Below are 17,727 nucleotides of genomic sequence, written 5' to 3'. Positions count from 1 at the left end.
GCATTGGTCAGTTCATGTCGGCGCACCATGCCCAGCTCCTGCCCGGAACAGCAGCAGATCCACCACCCGGGCAAGAGCCAACAGACACTGCCTAGCGGCCGGGCCCGGCCGGGGCCGTCGCCGCCTTCTCCAGCTGGAACGCCTCGTTGCCGAGGCCGATGCCGGCGTGGACGGCGGGGCGTAGGTATTTGAGGACGACGCCGAAGCCGATCCCGGCGACGACCGCGGCGCCGATGATGCCCGGCAGGATCCAGCGCAGCGGCGAGCCGGGGTCGGCGCCGAGGAGGACGTAGAAGTCCCTGACCGCGTACCAGGCGATGACGATCAGCGCGAGGCCCGCGACACCGGAGGCGATGAGGCGGGGGGCCTGGGCGCGGGCGGCGCCGCGGCGTACGAAGAAGGCGATGACGGCGGCGGACGCGGCGGCCATGAGCACGATGACGCCGAGGGCGCCGACGTTGCCGCTCCAGGTGAAGAGGCGCCGCACGGGAGCGGTCGGGTCGCCTTGGGGGCCGCTGTCGGTGAGCGCGAAGAGCAGGACGGCGAGGACCGAGACGGCGCTCTGGAGCAGTGAGCCGTGGGCGGGCGCGCCGCTGCCCCTGGTCGTACGGCCCATGGCGGCGGGGAGCAGGCCCTCGCGGCCCATGGCGAAGACGTAGCGGGCGACGACGTTGTGGAAGCTGAGCAGGGCGGCGAACATGCCGGTCACGTAGAAGACGTGCATGACGTCGGCGACGGCTCCGCCGAGCCGGTCCTGGGTGAGGGCGAAGAGAAGGTGCGGGCCCTGCTCGCGGGCGAGGCCGACGATGCGGCCGGGGCCCGCGGCGACGCTCAGCGCCCAGGAGCTGACGGCGAAGAAGAGGGCGACGAAGCCGACGGCGAGGAAGGTCACCCGGGCGACGACGACCTGGGGCCTGCTGGTCTCCTCGGCGTAGACGGCGGCCTGTTCGAAGCCGACGAAGGCGGCGATGGTGAAGCAGAGCGCGGTGCCGAGGCCGCCGCCGCCGAGGGTCGTGGGGTCGAAGGCGTGGAAGGAGACGCCTTCCTCGCCGGGGGCGGTGACGCCGGCGAGGTCGAAGACGACGACCATGGCGCACTCGACGAGCAGGAGGGCGCCGAGGAGCCTGGCGTTGAGGTCTGTCTTCAGCCAGCCGAGGACGCCGACGGCGAGTACGGCGGCGAGGGCGGGCACCCACCAGGCGACGCTGATGCCGAGGTGCTCGTCGAGGAGGCCGGCGAGCTCGAAGCCGAAGATGCCGTAGATGCCGAACTGGAGAGCGCTGTAGGCGACCAGGGCGACGACGGAGGCGGCCGCTCCGGCGGTGCCGCCGAGGCCGCGGGCGATATAGGCGTAGAAGGCGCCGGCGTTGTGGACGTGGCGGCTCATCTCGGCGTAGCCGAGGCTGAAGAGGGTCAGCACCACGCCGAGGATGACGAAGAGCAGGGGCTGGCCGACGACCCCCATCGTGCCGTACGTGGTGGGCATGACGCCCGCCGTCACCATCAGTGGTGCGCTGGCGGCGACCACGGAGAGCAGGAGGCCGGCGGGCCCCATCCGGTCGGCGCGCAGCCGTCTCTCCTGGCCCTTGAAGGTGCTGATCTCGCTCGTCGCGCCCGTCGGCATGGCGGGGTCGTCCTTCCCGTGGGTGAGCGGGGCGGTCGTGCCTGTGCGGGGTCAGGCCGCGCCGAGCGCGGTCCGGCGGGCGGCCTGGAACGCCTTGCGCGCGTCCCCGTCGGGGTACGACCAAGGGGCGTGGGTGGCGTGCGGGCCGATGCGGGTGAGGAGGGCGGCCGCCTCGGCCGGGCGGCCCTCGTGGAGCTTGGCGTGGGCGAGGTAGTTGAGGTCGACCTTGCGACGGGGGTGGGCCGTGCCGTCGTCGACGTCCCATTCGAGCCACCAGTCGAAGGCGGCCTTCATGACCTGGCGGGCCCGGCGGGTGGTCCAGTGCCCGGAGCGGGCGGGGTCGTGGGGCTCGACGCCGGAGCGGGCGAGTACGCGGTAGCGCTCGGCGTGGGCGACGACGGGGAGCACGGCCAGGGGCGAGTCGGCGGGTGCCTGCTCGGCGGCCCAGGAGGCGAAGTCGTAGACCTCGTGGAGGGGGTCGACGCGGTCGCCCGTCTGGTGTTCGGCGAGGCAGGCAGCCATGAGGTGGTGGGCGTGGTGGTGATCGCGGTGGCGGGCGCGCACCTGGTCGAAGGCGCGGACACGCTCGTCGTCGGTGCCGGTGCGGCGGGCGAGGATGAGGATGCCGAGCCAGGGGGTGGGGTCGGCGGGGGCCATCCTGGCCGCGGTGAGGCAGGCGGTGCGGGCGATCTCGGGGATCTCCCGGCCGCGCACGGCCCGGAAGACGGTGGCGCAGGCGAGGAGCGCGGCGGCGTCGGGGCTGTCGGGCTCGGCGAGCTGCCACTCGCGGGCCCAGGCGGTGCTGGCGGTGCCCTCGGCGAGGACGACGAGGCGGTGGCCGCGGCGGTCCCAGTCGTCGCCGGTCTCGGCGAGGAGCCGGCGGGCCTCGGCCCAGCGGCCGCGGGCGAGGGCGTCGCGGGCGGTGGCGAGCGCGGTGTCGTCCAGGGCCGGGTCGAAGGCCGGTCCGTCCTTGTTCCGTGGGCGGCCCAAGGGCGGTGGCGTCATCGGCGGAGCTCCTCCACGGGCTGCTGCCCCTCCTGGCGCCCGCGCGAGGCGTCATCGAAATCCACCACTTCGGTCACGCACAGCAAAGCGGTAGTCACGGCTCCGAGTCAAGGGCGATCTTGGAACTGACAGCGCCTCAACTCGCAACCCGTCAGATCGGGTTGCGCTCCGGCGGCTCGCCCGGATCAGGGGACGTCCGCCACCGCCCGGACGTACGGTGGAGTGGTGACCGGAAGGGCATTTTTCGCATATATGTTCTATACGCCATTGGAGGGAACGCGGGAGGGAATGCACGGCCGAAAGACGGGTACCCGGCCGTCACACCCTCCCCGGAGCGGCTATCGTTTTTCTGTCAAGTCCCCTACGACCCAGTGGTCTTGAGGTGCGCGACGTGATGGTCTTCGCCTTCGCCGTGAGTGCGGCCTGCTGCCTGGGCGTCGGCTTCGTCTACCAGCAGAGCGCGGCGCAACGGGCCCCGATGAGCGATTTCCTCTCCCTCCGGCTGCTGCTCGACCTCGTCCGGATGCCGCAGTGGCTGGTCGGCATCGCGTTGATGATCATCGGGATGGTGCTCGGCGCGATCGCGCTCGGGCAGGGCGAGATCTCCCTGGTGGAACCGCTGCTGGCGACGAACCTGCTGTTCGCCATGGCCCTCTCCCGCTGGCGCACCCGGCAGCCGCTCGGCGCCACGGGCTGGTGCGGGCTGTGGCTGCTGGCGGGCGGGGTGACGGCCTTCATCGTCGCGGGCCGCCCGCACGGCGGCGACTCGGTGACCGATCCGCTGCGGCACTGGCTGATCATCGGCCTGATGGTGGGCTCGGCCCTGCTGCTCGCGACGGTCTCCAAGCGGCTGCGGATGAGCGTGGAGGCGGCGCTGCTGGCGGTCGCGGCGGGCCTGCTCTACGGCGTGCAGGACGCCCTCACCCGGGTCAGCGGCCAGCGGCTCGCGCACGGCGGCTGGACGACACTCGTGGTGAGCTGGCAGCCGTACGGGGTCTTCGCGCTGGGCGTCACGGCGCTGGTCCTGGTGCAGAGCGCCTTCGAGACGGCACCGCTGCGGCTGTCGCTGCCCGCCCTGACCGCGGCCCAGCCGCTGGCCGGGATCGCCTGCGGCGTGGGCTTCCTGGGCGACCGGCTGCGGACGACGCCGGGGGCACTGGCCTGGGAGGCGGCGGGGCTGGCGGCGATCGTGGTCGGCATCGTGCTGATCGGACGGCATCCGGCGATGCCGTCCGGCTCCGCCGCGCCTGATCGGGTGCGGGATCTTCAGCCGCATTAGGGGGCGGATTTGTTGTCGGGTGCGGGGTGCCGACGCCTGCGGCGGGCTTTTTCCCCAGCCCCGCCCCCTTCCCGGCCGCATCTGATGTGCGGGAAGAGGCGGGTAGGGAAAAAGCCCGCCGCAGGCGCCTAGTGCTTGGATGGGCGCATGACCGATCAGCAGCCTCAACCAGCTGACGAAGTGCTGGACATCGTCGATGAGCAGGACCGCGTCGTGGGGCAGGCCCCGCGTGGGGAAGCGTATGCGCGCGGCCTGCGCCACCGGTGCGTGTTCGTGCGGGCCCGGGACGCGCGGGGGCGGGTCTTCGTGCATCGCCGTACGGCGCAGAAGCTTGTCTTTCCCTCACGCTACGACATGTTCGTGGGCGGCGTCGTCGGGGCCGGCGAGTCCTACGACGAGGCGGCCCTCCGCGAGGCGGAGGAGGAGCTGGGCGTCTCCGGGCTCCCCGCGCCGACGCCTCTGTTCCGCTTCCTCTACGACGCGCCGGGGCAGTCGTGGTGGTCGGCGGTGTACGAGGTCCGGTGCGACGCGGCCGTCTCACCGCAGGAGTCGGAGGTGGCCTGGCACGCGTTCCTCTCCGACGAGGAGCTTCAGGCCCGGCTCCCGGAGTGGGACTGGGTGCCGGACGGGCTCGCGGCGTACCGCCTGCTGCGCGAGCACGACGCCGGCTGAGCACGCGCGAGGTCCCCCGGCCCTCGCCGGGGGACCTTCAGGCGGTGGTCAGTCCACCGTCACCACGATCTTGCCGCGCGTGTGGCCCGCCGCGTTGAGCCGCTGCGCGTCCGCCGTCTTCTCCAGCGGGAACACCTCCGCGACCTCGACCGTGAGCGCGCCGCTCTCCGCCAGTTCCGTCAGGGCCGTGAGGTCGGCCGTGTCGGGGCGGACGAAGACGTAGCGGCCACCGAGGCCGAGGACCGACGGGTCGGCGATGGAGGCGAGGCGGCCTCCCTCGGCGAGGAGGCCCGGGGAGACGGTGAGCGCCTCGCCGCCCGCCAGGTCGAGGACGGCGTCGACGCCGGAGGGCGCCAGCGCGCGTACGCGGTCGGCCAGCCCCGCTCCGTAGACGACCGGCTCGGCGCCGAGGCCGCGCAGGTAGTCGTGGTTGCGCTCGCTCGCGGTGCCGATGACCCGCGCGCCCAGGTGCCGGGCGATCTGGACTGCCATGGAACCGACGCCGCCCGCCGCCGCGTGGACCAGCACGGTCTCGCCCTGTCCCACCCGGAGCGCCTTGACCAGCGACTGGTAGGCGGTCAGGCCCGCGAGCGGGAGCCCGGCGGCCTGCTCGAAGGTCAGGTTCGCCGGCTTGCGGGCGAGGGTCCGCACGGGGGCGGCGACGTACTCCGCGAAGGTGCCGCGGGAGAGGAAGTCCTCGCGTACGTAGCCGATGACCTCGTCACCGACGGCGAACTCGCCGGCGTCGGCGCCGGGCTGCACCACCACGCCGGAGACGTCCCACCCGGGGATGACGGGGAAGACGGCGTCCAGGGCCGCGTCGAGGTAGCCGGCCTGCGCCTTCCAGTCGACGGGGTTGACCGCGGCGGCCTTGACCTTGATCAGGACGGAGTCGGGGCCGACCTTGGGGTCGGGCCGCTCGCCGTACTCCAGGACCTCGGGTCCGCCGTAGCTGCGGTAGCTGATGGCCTTCATGGTGGTGCTCCTCGTGGGGGGGGTGCGAACAGCGGGTCAGGCGGTGGCGCGTGCGGTCTCAGCCTCCTTCGCGGGGGCCTGGCCCGCCACCTCGGAACGCAGGGTGTGGATCTTGCGCAGGCCCAGTCCGGCGACGGCCGCGACCAGCAGGAGCGCGACGCCCGCGATGACGAAGGTCAGCGTGAACTGGCTCTCGGCGGGCAGCTTGGGGGCGCCCGGCGGCAGGTGCTCGATGCTCTTGGAGGCCAGCACCGTGGTGATCATCGCGGAGCCGATGGCGCTGCCGGTGGAGCGGGAGATGGAGTTGATGCCGTTGGCTATGCCGGTCTGGTGGTGCGGCACGCTGGAGACGATCACGGCCGGCATGGCGGCGTAGCCGAAGCTGATGGCCGCGCCGACGAGGATGCCGGCGGCGATGACGGAGAACGCGTGGTCGTGGTCGAGCGTGATCCACGCGAAGCCCGCGGTGCCGAAGAGCGAGGCGAGCAGCAGGACCAGGCGCGGGCCCTTGTGGCGGACGAGCTGGCCGCCGATCGGGGCGGCGAGCAGCGAGACGATGGTGCTGGGCAGCAGGAATTCGACGGAGGCGCGCAGGACGCTGGCGTCGAAGCCGTAGCCCGCGATCTTCGACGGCATCTGCACGAGGTAGGAGACGCCGATGAAGAGGGCGAAGGAGCCGAAGCCGACGAGCAGCCCGGAGAGGTTGGCGAAGAGCACCGGGCGGTGCGCGAACATCTTCATGTCGACCAGCGGCTCGCTCACCTTGCGCTCGACGAGCGTCCACACGGCGGCCATGACGACGGCGCCGGCGAAGCAGCCGATCGTACGGGCGGAGGACCAGCCCCACTCGTGGCCCTGGGTGATGGGCAGCAGGAGGAGGACGAGCGTGGCGGCGAGGCTGAGCGCGCCGAGGACGTCGGTGCGGCCGCCGGTGGTCTCCCGGGTGGCGGGCACCAGGAAGACGACGGCGATCAGTGCGAGCGCGGCGAGGCCGGTGGCCAGCCAGAAGGCGCTGCGGTAGTCGGGGTTGTCGCCGGAGGTGAGCAGGCCGGTGGCGACGAGCGCGAGGCCGCTGCCGAAGGCGAGGGTGCCGCTGACCATGGCCATGGCGCCGGGCAGCTTGGCGGGGCGCACCTCCTCGCGCAGCACGGAGAGCGCGAGCGGGAAGATAGCGGTGGCGGCGCCCTGGAGCACCCGGCCGACGATCAGCCACAGCAGGGAGTGGGTGACGGCGGCGAGCACGGAGCCCGCGACCATCACGACCAGCACGCCGACGAGGGTCTTCTTCTTGCCGTGCTGGTCGCCGAAGCGGCCGAGCAGCGGGGTGAAGACGGCGGCGGAGAGCAGGGTGGCGGTCGTGACCCAGCTGACGTTGGCCGGAGTCGTGCCGAGGTCCTTCTGGATGAGGCCGAGGATCGGTACGACCAGCGTCTGCATCATCGAGACGACCATGGCGGCGAGGCTCAGGGCGAAGACGATGACCGTCTCGTTGCGTCTTCCGCTCTCGGCGGCGGCTGGGGAGCTCATGCGGGGAATCCTCCGGATTGCTTCACGACTTTGATGCTTGAGATCGTCAAGCAACCAGGGAAGGCTAGGCCCGAATACTTCAGGTAGTCAAGTTAATGTTTCATTACCTCAAGCTCTTGAGTAGACTCAAAGGCATGACCGCCACCCCTCCCCGGACCCCGACCAAGGCCCAGCTCCTGGAGCTGGTGGCGGCGCTCGGCACCGCCCAGTGGCAGGACTTCGCCGCCGCGGCGGCCCGCCAGGGCCTCACCTCCGTGCAGGCCAAGCTCCTCGCCCAGCTCAAGGGCCCGGTCCCGATGCGCGGCCTGGCCACCCTGCTGGTCTGCGACGCCTCGAATGTCACCGGCATCGTGGACCGCCTGGAGGCGCGCGGGCTCGTCCGCCGCGAGGCGGACCCGGCCGACCGGCGGGTGAAGAACGTGGTGGCCACCGACGAGGGCCACGAGATCATCCGCCGTGTGCGCGCCGAGATGCAGGCCACCCACAGCGCGCTCGACGCACTTGACGAGGAGGAGCGCGCCACGCTCTACGGCCTGCTGGAGCGGCTCCGTCCGGGCATGGAGCGGCGCGGCTGACGGCTGTCCCCTTGATCGCCCCGCGCCCGTATTCTGACGGTCGGTCCGATCCGCGCACTCGGCGCGGACGGCGAGGGGAGGTCCTTGGATGTCCAGCACCACCGTGTCACCCGCCGGCACCGCGGCGACGGAGCCGTACACCGTCGAGCTCGCACCGGGCGTCCGCGCGTTCATCCAGCCCGACGGCGGCTGGTGCCTCAACAACGCCGGGATCATCAGCTCCGGCGGGCGCACGGTCCTGATCGACACGGCGGCCACCGAGCGGCGCGCGCGGCTGCTGCGCGACACCGCCACGGCGCACGGCGCGGCACCGCCCACGACCGTCGTCAACACCCATCACCACGGCGACCACACCTACGGCAACTGCGTCTTCCCCGAGGCCACGATCATCGGCCACACCGGCTGCCGCGAGGAGACCCTCGCCGTGGGCTTCCAGCTGCACGGCCAGTGGCCCTGGATCGACTACGGCGACATCGCCATCACGCCGGCCTTCGTCACGTACGACGACTCGCTCACCCTGCACGTCGGTGACACCGAGCTGCGGCTGATCCACCCGGGCCCGGCGCACACCATCGGCGACACGATCGTCCACCTGCCGCGGGAGGGCATCGTCTTCACCGGTGACCTGGTCTTCAACGGCGGCACCCCCTTCATCCCCATGGGCTCCCTCGCCGGGTCGCTGCGCGCCCTGGAGGTGCTGCGGGGCCTGGACGCCGAGACCGTCGTGCCGGGGCACGGCCCGGTCACCGGCCCCGGCGTCTACGACGTCCTCGAACGCTACTTCCGCTGGCTCCAGGACCTGGCCGCGACCGAGTACGCCGCGGGCCGCACCCCGCTGGAGGCCGCACGCCGCGCGGACCTCGGCGAGTTCGCGCACCTGCACGAGAGCGAGCGGCTGGTGGGCAACCTCCACCGCGCGTACGCCGAGCTCGACGGCCTGCCGCTGGGGGTCCAGCTCGACCTGCCCCTGGTGCTCGGTGACATGCGGACGATGAACGGCGGCGAGCCCCTCACCTGCCACGCCTGACGCGCACGGCGGTGGCGGATTGTCGCCGGGAGGTCTGGACGGCATACCGACCGGTCGGCATGATGATCCCGGACCGGTGCCGCGCCCGCCGCGGCCCCGGCCCGACCGCGTCCGCGCGCCCAATTCCCCATGGAGGAGCACTCGATGAGCAAGGGCAATCCCCCAGGACTCGACCTGGACCGGCTGCGCGGGTATCTGGAGCGGGAGCTCCCGGGGCTGGTGCGCGGGCCGCTGAGCGCCGAGCTGATCGAGGGCGGCCGCTCCAACCTCACCTACGCCGTCACCGACGGCACCGGCCGCTGGGTGGTGCGCCGCCCGCCGCTCGGGCATGTGCTGGCCACCGCCCACGACATGGCGCGCGAGCACCGGGTGATCAGCGCGCTGCACCCGACTCCCGTGCCGGTGCCCCGGGCACTGCTGCTGTGCGCGGACGAGAGCGTCCTGGGAGCGCCGTTCTACGTGATGGAGTTCGTGGCCGGCACGCCGTACCGCTCGGCGGAGCAGCTGGCCGCGCTCGGCCCCGAGCGCACCCGCCGGGTCGTCCTCGGGCTGGCCGACACCCTCGTGGAACTGCACGCCGTGGATCCGGCCGCGGCCGGCCTCGCGGACTTCGGGCGGCCGGAGGGCTTCCTGGAGCGGCAGTTGCGGCGCTGGGGCAAGCAACTGGCGGCCTCGCGCGAGCGCGAGCTGCCCGGCATCGACGAGCTCCACACGGCCCTGGCCGCGGCGCTGCCCGCCTCGCCCGCGCCCACCGTCGTGCACGGCGACTACCGCCTGGACAACGTCCTCGTCGGCGCCGACGACACCGTCCGGGCGGTCCTCGACTGGGAGATGTCCACGCTCGGCGACCCGCTGACCGACCTCGGCCTGCTGGTGATGTACTGCGAGCAGCGGCCCGTGCCCGGCTCGCCCATCGCCACCACCCGCGAGGCCCCGGGCCACCCGGAGCCCGCGGAGCTGGTGGAGCGGTACGCGGCCGGGTCGGGCCGCGACGTCTCGGCACTGCCGTGGTACACCGCCTTCGCCTATTTCAAGCTCGCCGTGATCCTCGAAGGCATCCACTACCGCTACACCCTCGGGCAGACCGTCGGGCGCGGCTTCGACCGCATCGGGCAGCTCGTACCGCTCTTCATCGACAACGGCCTCACCACCCTTCAGGAAGGCTGAGCACCATGGACTTCGCATTCGACGCCCGCACGGAAGAGCTGCGCGGTGAGCTGCTGGCCTTCATGGACGAGCACGTCTACCCGGCCGAGGCGACCGCCGAGGAACAGCGCGCCGCGCTCGCCTCCCCCTGGGACACTCCCCCGGTCGTCGAGGAGCTCAAGGCGGAGGCGCGGCGGCGGGGGCTCTGGAACCTGTTCTTCGTGGACCAGCACAGCCTGCCTGACGCGGAGTACGGGGCCGGGCTGACCAATCTCCAGTACGCGCCGCTCGCCGAGATCACCGGCCGCAGCCCGCACCTCGCGCCCACCGCCCTGAACTGCGCGGCCCCCGACACGGGGAACATGGAACTGCTCGCCCAGTTCGGCACCGAGGAGCAGCGCGAGCGGTGGCTGGAGCCGCTGCTCGCGGGCGAGATCCGGTCGGCGTTCGCGATGACCGAGCCGGAGGTCGCCTCCTCGGACGCGACCAACGTCGAGACGCGGATCGAGCGGGACGGCGACGACTACGTCATCACCGGCCGCAAGTGGTACATCTCCGGTGCGATGTACCCCGGTTGCGAGATCTTCATCGTCATGGGGAAGACGGATCCGGAGGGCGCGGACCCGCGCCGCCGGCAGTCGATGATCCTCGTCCCCCGGGACACCCCCGGCCTGGAGATCCGCCGGGCGATGCGGGTCTACGGCTTCGAGGACCACGCCCATGGCGGCCACGCGGAGATCGTCCTCGACGGGGTGCGCGTCCCCGCGACGAACCTCATCGGCGAGGAGGGCGGCGGCTTCGCCATCGCCCAGGCGCGGCTGGGGCCGGGCCGGATCCACCACTGCATGCGGCTGATCGGCATGGCCGAGCGCGCGATCGAGCTGATGTGCCGGCGGGCCGTCTCCCGTACGGCCTTCGGCAAGCCGCTCGCCCGGCAGGGCGTGGTGCGGGAGTGGATCGCGGACTCCCGGGTCGCCGTGGAGCAGCTGCGGCTGCTGGTGCTCAAGACGGCATGGCTGATGGACACAGTCGGCAACCGCGGGGCGCACACGGAGATCCAGGCCATCAAGATCGCGACGCCGCGGACGGTGGCCGGCATCATCGACCGGGCGATCCAGCTGCACGGGGCGGGCGGCGTGAGCCAGGACTTCCCGCTGGCGGAGCTGTGGGCGGCGGCACGGACGCTGCGCCTGGCGGACGGGCCGGACGAGGTCCATCAGCGGTCCTTGGCGCGGCGGGAGTTGCGGCGGTACGTCTAGCCGACGCGGTGGCTGTGGCCGATCCGGGCGGTCGACCGCGGGCCGTTCGTCCGCACCACCGCCGCGCGGCGGTGCCCTCGGACGCCGGACGGGCCGGATGTGCCCGGTGTGGGTGCACAAGCACAGCCCGTCCGGCGTCGAGGTGGCACCACGGACTCAGCGCGCGCTGAACTTCACGCTGGAGAACGACATGTCCGACGGGCCGTGCTCGCCCCTGGCGAGCCGCTTGGAGGTCCCGTCACACTTCTTGCCGGTGTAGATGGTGACCGGGCCCGCCGTCCCGTTGTACGCACCGCGAGCTTCCTGACTCATCGTCAGGCACTTGCCGTCCGGCGGGTTCTCGACGAAGAAGGGCTTGCCCTTGGGGCCCACCCACGTGAACGAGCCCTTCGAGGCGACGGCCGCGCCCGGGGGCACGGCCATGGCGAGGGCGAGGCCCGCGAGGGCGACGACGACAGGACGGAAAAGGCGCATCCCTGATCCTTTTTCTCGACAGCAGACGAAAGGGCCGAAAGGCCCTTCATCCGCTCAACGACGCCCGGCCCCGCACGACACGCACCACACGGACCGGGATCAGGGCCGCAGCGCGCGCAGCAGCAGATCCGCCAGGTGGTCGGCCACCTGGGCCGCGGTCAGGGCGCCTTCGGGGCGGTACCAGTTCGCCAGGTGGTGGACGGAGCCGAAGTGGTAGTCGACGACGAGGTCCGCCGGGGTGGCCGTGCTGAAGACGCCCGCGCGCTGGCCCTCCTCGACCAGGGCGCGGAAGCGCTCGTGGTAGCGGCGCCGTTCGGCGCGCACCTGCCGGTGCTTCTCCGGGCCCAGGTGGTGCATCGAACGGAAGAAGATCTTCGTGTCGTCGAGGTTCTCGATGGTGGTGACCACGACATCCGCGGCGGCGTCCCGCAGCCTGCGCTCCACGGGCGCGTCCGCGCACGCGAAGGCGTCCAGCCGCTCCTGCTGGAGCCGCAGGACCCGGCCGTAGACCTCGTGCAGCAGGTCGTCCTTGGAGCCGAAGTAGTGGTAGAGGGCGCCCTTGGTGACGCCCGCCGCCTCGACGATCTCCTGGACGGACGTGCGGTCGTAGCCCTGGTCCGCGAAGAGCCGGGTGGCGGCGGCCAGCAGCCGCTGCGGTACGGGCCTCGTGCCGCCCTCCGGCGTTCCCGCCGTCACCGTCCTGGTCATGCGCCACCTGTCTTCCCTTGTCGTGCCGCGGGATCCTCGCGCAGCTCCCGCCGGAGGATCTTGCCACTGGTCGTCCTGGGCAGATCGGCGAGGACGAGCACCTCGCGGGGGACCTTGTATGCCGCGAGGTGCTCCCGGCAGTGCGCGACCAGCGCCGCCGGCTCGGGCGCGGCGCCGGGGCGGAGGCTGACGTACGCCCGGACCGTCTCGCCGCGGTAGTCGTCCGGCACCCCGACGACGGCCGCCTCCCGGACGGCGGGGTGGGCGTAGAGGACGTCCTCCACCTCGCGGGGCCAGACCTTGAAGCCGGAGGCGTTGATCATGTCCTTCTTGCGGTCGACCACGTAGAGCCAGCCGTCGTGGTCCATGAACCCGACGTCGCCGGTGCGCAGTTCACCACCGGGGAGGGCGGCGGCGGTGTCCTCGGGGCGCCGCCAGTAGCCGGGGACGACCTGGGGGCCGCTGACCACGATCTCGCCGTGCCCGCCGAAGGGCACCTCCGCGCCGCGCTCGTCCAGGATGCGCACGAGTGTCCCCGGGCCGGGCACGCCGACGGCGAGGGTGCCGGTGGCGGGGTCGACGGGAGCCTCGGTGCCGGGCGGGACGGAGGCGGTGGTGGCGGTGGTCTCCGTGAGGCCGTAGCCGTTGTGGAGGTAGTGGCCGAAGGCCGTGCGGAACCGTTCCACCAGGGCCGGTGGCAGGGGTGCGCCGCCGGAGGAGACCAGGCGGAAGGAGGCGAAGTGGTCCCGGCCGACGCCCGGCTGGGCCATGAGGGCCATGAAGGCGGTGGCGGGGCCGATGGTGTAGGCGGGGCGGTGTTCGAGGAAGGCGTCGAGCACCACCGCCGCGTCGAAGCGGTGGGCGAGGGCGAGCGTGCCCGCGTTGACCAGGCAGGAGCCGAGCTCGGCGACCATGCCGGTGATGTGGAAGAGCGAGGCGAGGGCGAAGTAGACGGAGCCGTCGGGCAGTCCGGAGCCGATGCGCGCCCGCTCGGCGTTGTGGGCGATGTTGCCATGGGTGTTGACGGCGCCCTTGGGGGCCCCGGTGGTGCCCGAGGTGTAGCTGATGAGGGCGGGGTCCTGGGGGCCGAGGCCGGGGCCGGCGGGCGGGCGGGCCCCGGAGCGCGCGGCGGCCAGCAGGTCCTCGGCGCCGTCCGGCGGCGGCATGCGCTCGCCGCGCAGCACCCGCGCGTCGTCGCGCGTCTGGAGGCCGAAGGGGCAGACGGTGAAGGCGATGCGGGCGGCCGAGGCCGCCGCGACGTCCCGCAGGAAGTCCGCCCAGGCGCGGTCCCGGCAGATCAGCGCGGTGGCGCCGGAGTCGTCGAGGATGTGCCGGACCTCGCCCGCCTTGAACATGGGGTTCACGGGCACGACGACGCCGCCGGCCTTCCAGACGGCGAGGACGGCGAGCACGAAGTGCGGGGTGTTCTGGAGCATGACCGCGGCCCGGTCGCCCGGCCGGAAGCCGCGGGCCACCAGCCGGCCCGCGAGCGCGCCGGACAGCTCGTCGGTCTCGCGGTAGGTCAGCCGCCCGTCGAAATAGGCGAGCGCGTGCCGGTCCGGGGCGCGCCGCACGGTGGCGGCGAAGGCGTGCGGCACCGTCGGCGGCGGCGTGCCCGGGACCCGCTGGGCGGGCGCGAGGCGCGCGAGCCAGGGCGCGTCCCGGTAGGAGGGGGTGGTCGACGTCATGGTCCGCGCCTACATCCGGCCCTGGCCGGGCACCTCTTCGAGCCTGCGCTGGAGGTGGTTCATGCCGCGCAGCCAGCGGTCGGGGTCGGTGGCGCGGGCCGCGTAGTAGTCGGCGACCTCCGGGTGCGGGAGGATCAGGAAGCGGTTCGCGGCCATGCCCTCGAAAAGGGCGTCGGCGACCTGCGCGGGCTCGATCGCGGTGGGCAGGAGCACCAGCTCGCCCGCCGCGCCGGTGCCGCGCAGCATGTCCGTGCGCACGCCCTGCGGGCAGATGGCGTGGACGTCGATCCCGCAGTGGCGGTAGGTGAGCGAGAGCCACTCCGCGAAGGCGAGCGCGGCGTGCTTGGAGACGCTGTACGGGGCCGAGCCGATCATCGTGAGCAGCCCGGCGGCGGACACGGTGGAGACGAACCTGCCGCTGCCCCGGTCCAGCCACTCGGGGAGCAGCTCACGGGCCGCCCGTACGTGGGCCATGACGTTGACGTCCCAGGCGGCCTCCCAGAGATCCTCCTCCGCCTCGGGCCCGCCGCCGGGGGCGACGCCCGCGTTGGCGCAGTAGATGTCGACCCGGCCGCCGAGCGCCTCGCGGGCGGCGGGGACCACTCCGGAGGCGTCGCCGGGGACGGCGGTGGCACCGATCTCCGCGGCCACCGCCTCGGCCTTGGCGACGTCGAGGTCGTTGACCACGACGCGGGCGCCCTCGGCGGCGAACCTGCGGGCGAGCGCGGCTCCGATGCCGCCGCCCGCTCCGGTGACCACAACTCCCGCGTCCCGCACCGTACCCACGCTGACGTCTCCCTCGCTCGGCTGCACGGGCAGACTAACCAGTCGGTATGTGAGGACGGAAGGGGGCGTCCGGCGCACCGGAGTAGGGCTGGCCCCACCCCGGGGCAGGGGGTGGATCGGATGGTGGCGGGAGTGCCCCGGAAACGATCGTGTCAAGGAGAGTTCCGACCGACCTCCTGGAGTGTTCCCATGGTTTCCGCACAGCTCACCCGCCGGTCAGCGCTGTCGCTCACGCTGCTGGCCGCCGTGGGCCCGCTGGTCGCGGCGAAGCCGGCCGGGGCGGCCGCGGGCCCGCCCGGCCCGGTGGCCGCGCTGACCCGGGCCGCCCGCCCGCTGCGCACCACGGACCCCACGGGCGACCTGCGGGACCTGCGGCCGCTGGGCGCCATGGTGGGCGATGCCACGGTGGTCGGGATGGGTGAGGCCACGCACGGCTCGCACGAGTTCTTCACCAACAAGCACCGCGTCTTCCGCTACCTCGTGGAGGAGAAGGGGTTCACCACCTTCGCCCTGGAGGCGAACTGGAGCACCGGCGTGCAGCTCGACGACTACGTCGTCCACGGCAGGGGCGAGGTGCGGCAGATCATGCGCGAGGAGTTCCAGAACGCGTACCGCATGTGGAACAACCGCGCGTACCTGGACCTGATCGAGTGGATGCGCGCGTACAACACGACCCACGCGAAGAAGCTCCGGTTCATGGGCGACGACTCCGCCTACGCGGGGCCCGCCCTCTTCGACAAGGTCACCGATTACGTCCGCGCCCACCGCCCCGCCCTGCTGCCCCGCTTCACCGAGCTCTACCGCGCGCAGCGGCCCGCGCCCGGCACCAGCGTGGACAGCTGTATGAACGACTACCTCAAGCGCCCGCTGAGCGAGCGGCGCGCCATGGCCGACAGCGCACGTGAGGCCCTCGGCCTGCTGTCGCGGCAGCGCCCGGCGGGCGGCGGCGAGGAGTTCACCTGGGCGGTGCAGCACGCGCGGGCCGTCGCGCAGGTGGCGGAGATGTACGCGTTCGACATGGACGACCCCAAGGGCGTCGCCGACTGCATGCGCTTCCGGGACGCGACCATGGCGGCCAACACCGCCTGGTGGCAGGAGCACACCGGCCGGAAGATCCTGCTGTCCGCGCACAACGCGCACGTCGCGTACGTGACCGACGACCCGGCGAACTACCCGCGGATGCAGGGGGCCTTCCTCAGGGACCGGCTGGGCGCCCGCTATGTGAACGTCCGTCTCACCTTCAACGAGGGCTCCTTCAACGCCATGCGCGACGGCGAGCCCACCCGGGTGGTCACGCTCGGCCCGGCCGCGCCCGGCAGCAACGAGCACACGCTCGACCAGGTGCCGTACCGCAACTACGTACTGGACATGCGGACGGCGCCCGCCGCGGCCCGGAAGTGGCTGGCGGTGGCGCGGCCGACCCGCAACATCGGCACGGACTATCCGACCCCGGACTACTCGACCGCGCTGGGCGAGGGCTACGACATCCTGGTCCATCTCCACCGCATCCGGGCGGCGGACCTCCTGCCGCCCCAGTAGTCCCGTGCCACGGATGTGTGTACCCGTGCCATGAGCCTGGACAGGCCCCTTTGACGGCGGGACGATGCCCGCGCATCTGGCCGCACAAGGGGGACCTGCCATGCCGGACATGAGTGTGGAGCCGTACTGGGAGCTGACGTTCGACACCGACGGGGACGTGGATCCGGCCGAGCGCGACGGCCTCATAACCGGGGTCGCGGAGCAGGGCGTCACGGATCTGGTGGTGTTCGCGCACGGCTGGAACAACGAGCGGACGGGGGCGACCCGGCTCTACAGCGAGTTCTTCGCACCCTTCCCCCGCCTGCTCTCCGGGGCCGCGGGCGGCAGGCGCCTCGGCTACGCGGGGGTGATCTGGCCGTCGATGGACTTCCCCGACGAGCCGATCCCCCACTTCCCGTCCTCGGCGGCGGCCGCGGCCCCGCCCGGTGCCGGGCTCGATCCGGCCACCCGGCAGGCGCTCGTCCGCGTCCTGCCGTGCGAGGCGGCGGTGGTGGACCGGCTGTCGGGGCTGCTCGCCCAGCGGCCCGAGGACCCGGCGCGGCTGGAGGAGTTCGTCTCCACCGTGCGCGGCCTGGCCACCGCCCTGCCGCCGGGGGCCACCGACCTGGGGCCGGGCCCGCTGCCCGCCATGCTCACCGCCGACGCGCAGGCGGTGTGCGGGAGCTTCGCCGACGCGCTGGCGCACACGGGCGCCCTCTCGGCCGGGCTGCTCGGCGGCGGCCTGAAGCGGCTGTGGCACGGGGCCTACGAACTGCTGCGGCAGATCTCGTACTACACGATGAAGCGGCGGGCGGGCACGGTCGGCGGGCACGGGCTCGGCCCCTTCCTCGGCCTGCTGGCCGGCTCCCGGCCGGAGGTGCGCGTGCATCTGGTGGGGCACAGCTTCGGCGCGCGCCTGGTGTCGTTCGCGCTGAGCGGGCTCCCGGACGGCCGCTCACCGGTGGCCTCGCTGACGCTGCTTCAGGGCGCCTTCTCGCATTACACGTTCGCGACGAGCCTGCCGTTCGCGACGGACCGGGGCGGTGCGCTGAGCGGACTGTACGACCGGGTGAACGGGCCGGTGGTGTGCTGCCTTTCCCGCCATGACACGGCACTCGGGGTGCTCTACCCGCTGGCGTCCCGCCTCTCCGGGGAGGACGACTCGGTGCTGGGCCTGGACGACTCGCGGTGGGGCGCACTGGGGCACGACGGTATGCAGTCCGTCGACGCCTGCGCCGGGCTCACCCTCGCGCAGGCGCTCTCCGGCGGCCTGCCGGCATACGGCTGTGTGAACGTCGACGCGTCGGCGGTCGTCGCCCACGGCGGCCCGCCCACGGGAGCCCACAGCGACATCTGCCACCCGGAGCTGGCGCAGGTGGTCCTGCTCGCCGGCGGCATCACGCGCTGAGCGCCGGGCGGCCGGCGACCGGCCGGAACCACCCGCTGAGCGGAGGTCGCGGATCC

Annotated in this window: 16 protein-coding genes; 8 read left to right on the top strand and 8 right to left on the bottom strand. The window is 72.9% G+C overall.

The features are described from left to right. Positions 1 to 91: 91 nt before the first annotated feature. Positions 92 to 1,624: an APC family permease gene (locus tag ACH427_RS24495; RefSeq protein WP_398872513.1), complete on the bottom strand. Its 1,533-nt coding sequence runs from the start codon at positions 1,622 to 1,624 to the stop codon at positions 92 to 94. Positions 1,625 to 1,675: 51 nt separating this feature from the next. Next, positions 1,676 to 2,629: a hypothetical protein gene (locus tag ACH427_RS24490; protein ID WP_398872511.1), complete on the bottom strand. Its 954-nt coding sequence runs from the start codon at positions 2,627 to 2,629 to the stop codon at positions 1,676 to 1,678. A 394-nt stretch (positions 2,630 to 3,023) separates the two neighbouring features. Here ACH427_RS24490 and ACH427_RS24485 point away from each other — a divergent pair, with 394 nt between their 5' ends. Further along, positions 3,024 to 3,908, top strand: coding sequence for a DMT family transporter (locus ACH427_RS24485; RefSeq protein WP_398872526.1), 885 nt, complete (start codon positions 3,024 to 3,026; stop codon positions 3,906 to 3,908). A gap of 147 nt (positions 3,909 to 4,055) precedes the next feature. Continuing rightward, the gene (locus ACH427_RS24480; protein ID WP_398872509.1) at positions 4,056 to 4,580 is read left to right on the top strand and encodes an NUDIX domain-containing protein; all 525 of its coding nucleotides are present in this window, start codon (positions 4,056 to 4,058) and stop codon (positions 4,578 to 4,580) included. 48 nt (positions 4,581 to 4,628) lie between these two features. Here ACH427_RS24480 and ACH427_RS24475 read toward each other — a convergent pair whose 3' ends face one another. After that, complete coding sequence (locus ACH427_RS24475) at positions 4,629 to 5,555, bottom strand: NADP-dependent oxidoreductase (RefSeq protein WP_398872507.1); 927 nt, start codon at positions 5,553 to 5,555, stop codon at positions 4,629 to 4,631. Between the two features lie 36 nt (positions 5,556 to 5,591). After that, positions 5,592 to 7,082, bottom strand: a complete 1,491-nt coding sequence (locus ACH427_RS24470; RefSeq protein ID WP_398872505.1) for an MFS transporter — start codon at positions 7,080 to 7,082, stop codon at positions 5,592 to 5,594. 134 nt (positions 7,083 to 7,216) lie between these two features. On the opposite strand from ACH427_RS24470, the gene ACH427_RS24465 reads away from it, so the two are divergent. The 4 genes from ACH427_RS24465 to ACH427_RS24450 all read left to right on the top strand — a co-directional run bounded on the left by ACH427_RS24465 (position 7,217) and on the right by ACH427_RS24450 (position 11,089). Beyond that, on the top strand, positions 7,217 to 7,657 hold the full coding sequence (locus ACH427_RS24465) for a MarR family winged helix-turn-helix transcriptional regulator (RefSeq protein WP_398872504.1): 441 nt from the start codon (positions 7,217 to 7,219) through the stop codon (positions 7,655 to 7,657). Positions 7,658 to 7,745: 88 nt separating this feature from the next. Then, the gene (locus tag ACH427_RS24460) at positions 7,746 to 8,684 is read left to right on the top strand and encodes an MBL fold metallo-hydrolase (protein WP_398872502.1); all 939 of its coding nucleotides are present in this window, start codon (positions 7,746 to 7,748) and stop codon (positions 8,682 to 8,684) included. 144 nt (positions 8,685 to 8,828) lie between these two features. Beyond that, entirely contained in the window at positions 8,829 to 9,851 is a 1,023-nt protein-coding gene (locus ACH427_RS24455) for a phosphotransferase family protein (RefSeq protein WP_398872500.1), read from the top strand. A gap of 5 nt (positions 9,852 to 9,856) precedes the next feature. Next, complete coding sequence (locus ACH427_RS24450) at positions 9,857 to 11,089, top strand: acyl-CoA dehydrogenase family protein (protein ID WP_398872498.1); 1,233 nt, start codon at positions 9,857 to 9,859, stop codon at positions 11,087 to 11,089. Positions 11,090 to 11,245: 156 nt separating this feature from the next. Here the strand turns inward: ACH427_RS24450 and ACH427_RS24445 are convergent, their stop codons facing one another. The 4 genes from ACH427_RS24445 to ACH427_RS24430 all read right to left on the bottom strand — a co-directional run bounded on the left by ACH427_RS24445 (position 11,246) and on the right by ACH427_RS24430 (position 14,745). After that, positions 11,246 to 11,563 carry a hypothetical protein gene (locus ACH427_RS24445; RefSeq protein ID WP_398872496.1) on the bottom strand — a complete coding sequence of 106 codons (318 nt, stop codon included), beginning with the start codon at positions 11,561 to 11,563 and terminating at the stop codon, positions 11,246 to 11,248. Between the two features lie 99 nt (positions 11,564 to 11,662). Continuing rightward, positions 11,663 to 12,271 carry a TetR/AcrR family transcriptional regulator gene (locus tag ACH427_RS24440; protein ID WP_398872494.1) on the bottom strand — a complete coding sequence of 203 codons (609 nt, stop codon included), beginning with the start codon at positions 12,269 to 12,271 and terminating at the stop codon, positions 11,663 to 11,665. Continuing rightward, positions 12,268 to 13,959, bottom strand: a complete 1,692-nt coding sequence (locus tag ACH427_RS24435; protein ID WP_398872492.1) for an AMP-binding protein — start codon at positions 13,957 to 13,959, stop codon at positions 12,268 to 12,270. Before ACH427_RS24435 ends, ACH427_RS24440 begins: the two co-directional genes overlap by 4 nt. Before the next feature lie 9 nt (positions 13,960 to 13,968). Then, the gene (locus ACH427_RS24430; protein WP_398872490.1) at positions 13,969 to 14,745 is read right to left on the bottom strand and encodes an SDR family oxidoreductase; all 777 of its coding nucleotides are present in this window, start codon (positions 14,743 to 14,745) and stop codon (positions 13,969 to 13,971) included. Positions 14,746 to 14,934: 189 nt separating this feature from the next. Between ACH427_RS24430 and ACH427_RS24425 the strand changes: the two genes are divergently transcribed. Together ACH427_RS24425 and ACH427_RS24420 are read left to right on the top strand one after the other, a co-directional pair. Beyond that, positions 14,935 to 16,284 carry an erythromycin esterase family protein gene (locus ACH427_RS24425; RefSeq protein ID WP_398872488.1) on the top strand — a complete coding sequence of 450 codons (1,350 nt, stop codon included), beginning with the start codon at positions 14,935 to 14,937 and terminating at the stop codon, positions 16,282 to 16,284. A gap of 100 nt (positions 16,285 to 16,384) precedes the next feature. Continuing rightward, positions 16,385 to 17,671, top strand: coding sequence for a serine-threonine protein kinase (locus ACH427_RS24420; protein WP_398872487.1), 1,287 nt, complete (start codon positions 16,385 to 16,387; stop codon positions 17,669 to 17,671). The last annotated feature ends 56 nt before the right edge of the window (positions 17,672 to 17,727 follow it).

This window comes from Streptomyces sp. NPDC020379 (assembly GCF_044387105.1).
Lineage (GTDB): Bacteria > Actinomycetota > Actinomycetes > Streptomycetales > Streptomycetaceae > Streptomyces.
The sequence above is the reverse complement of the archived record's forward strand: the minus strand, read 5'-3'. Positions and strand labels throughout refer to the sequence as shown.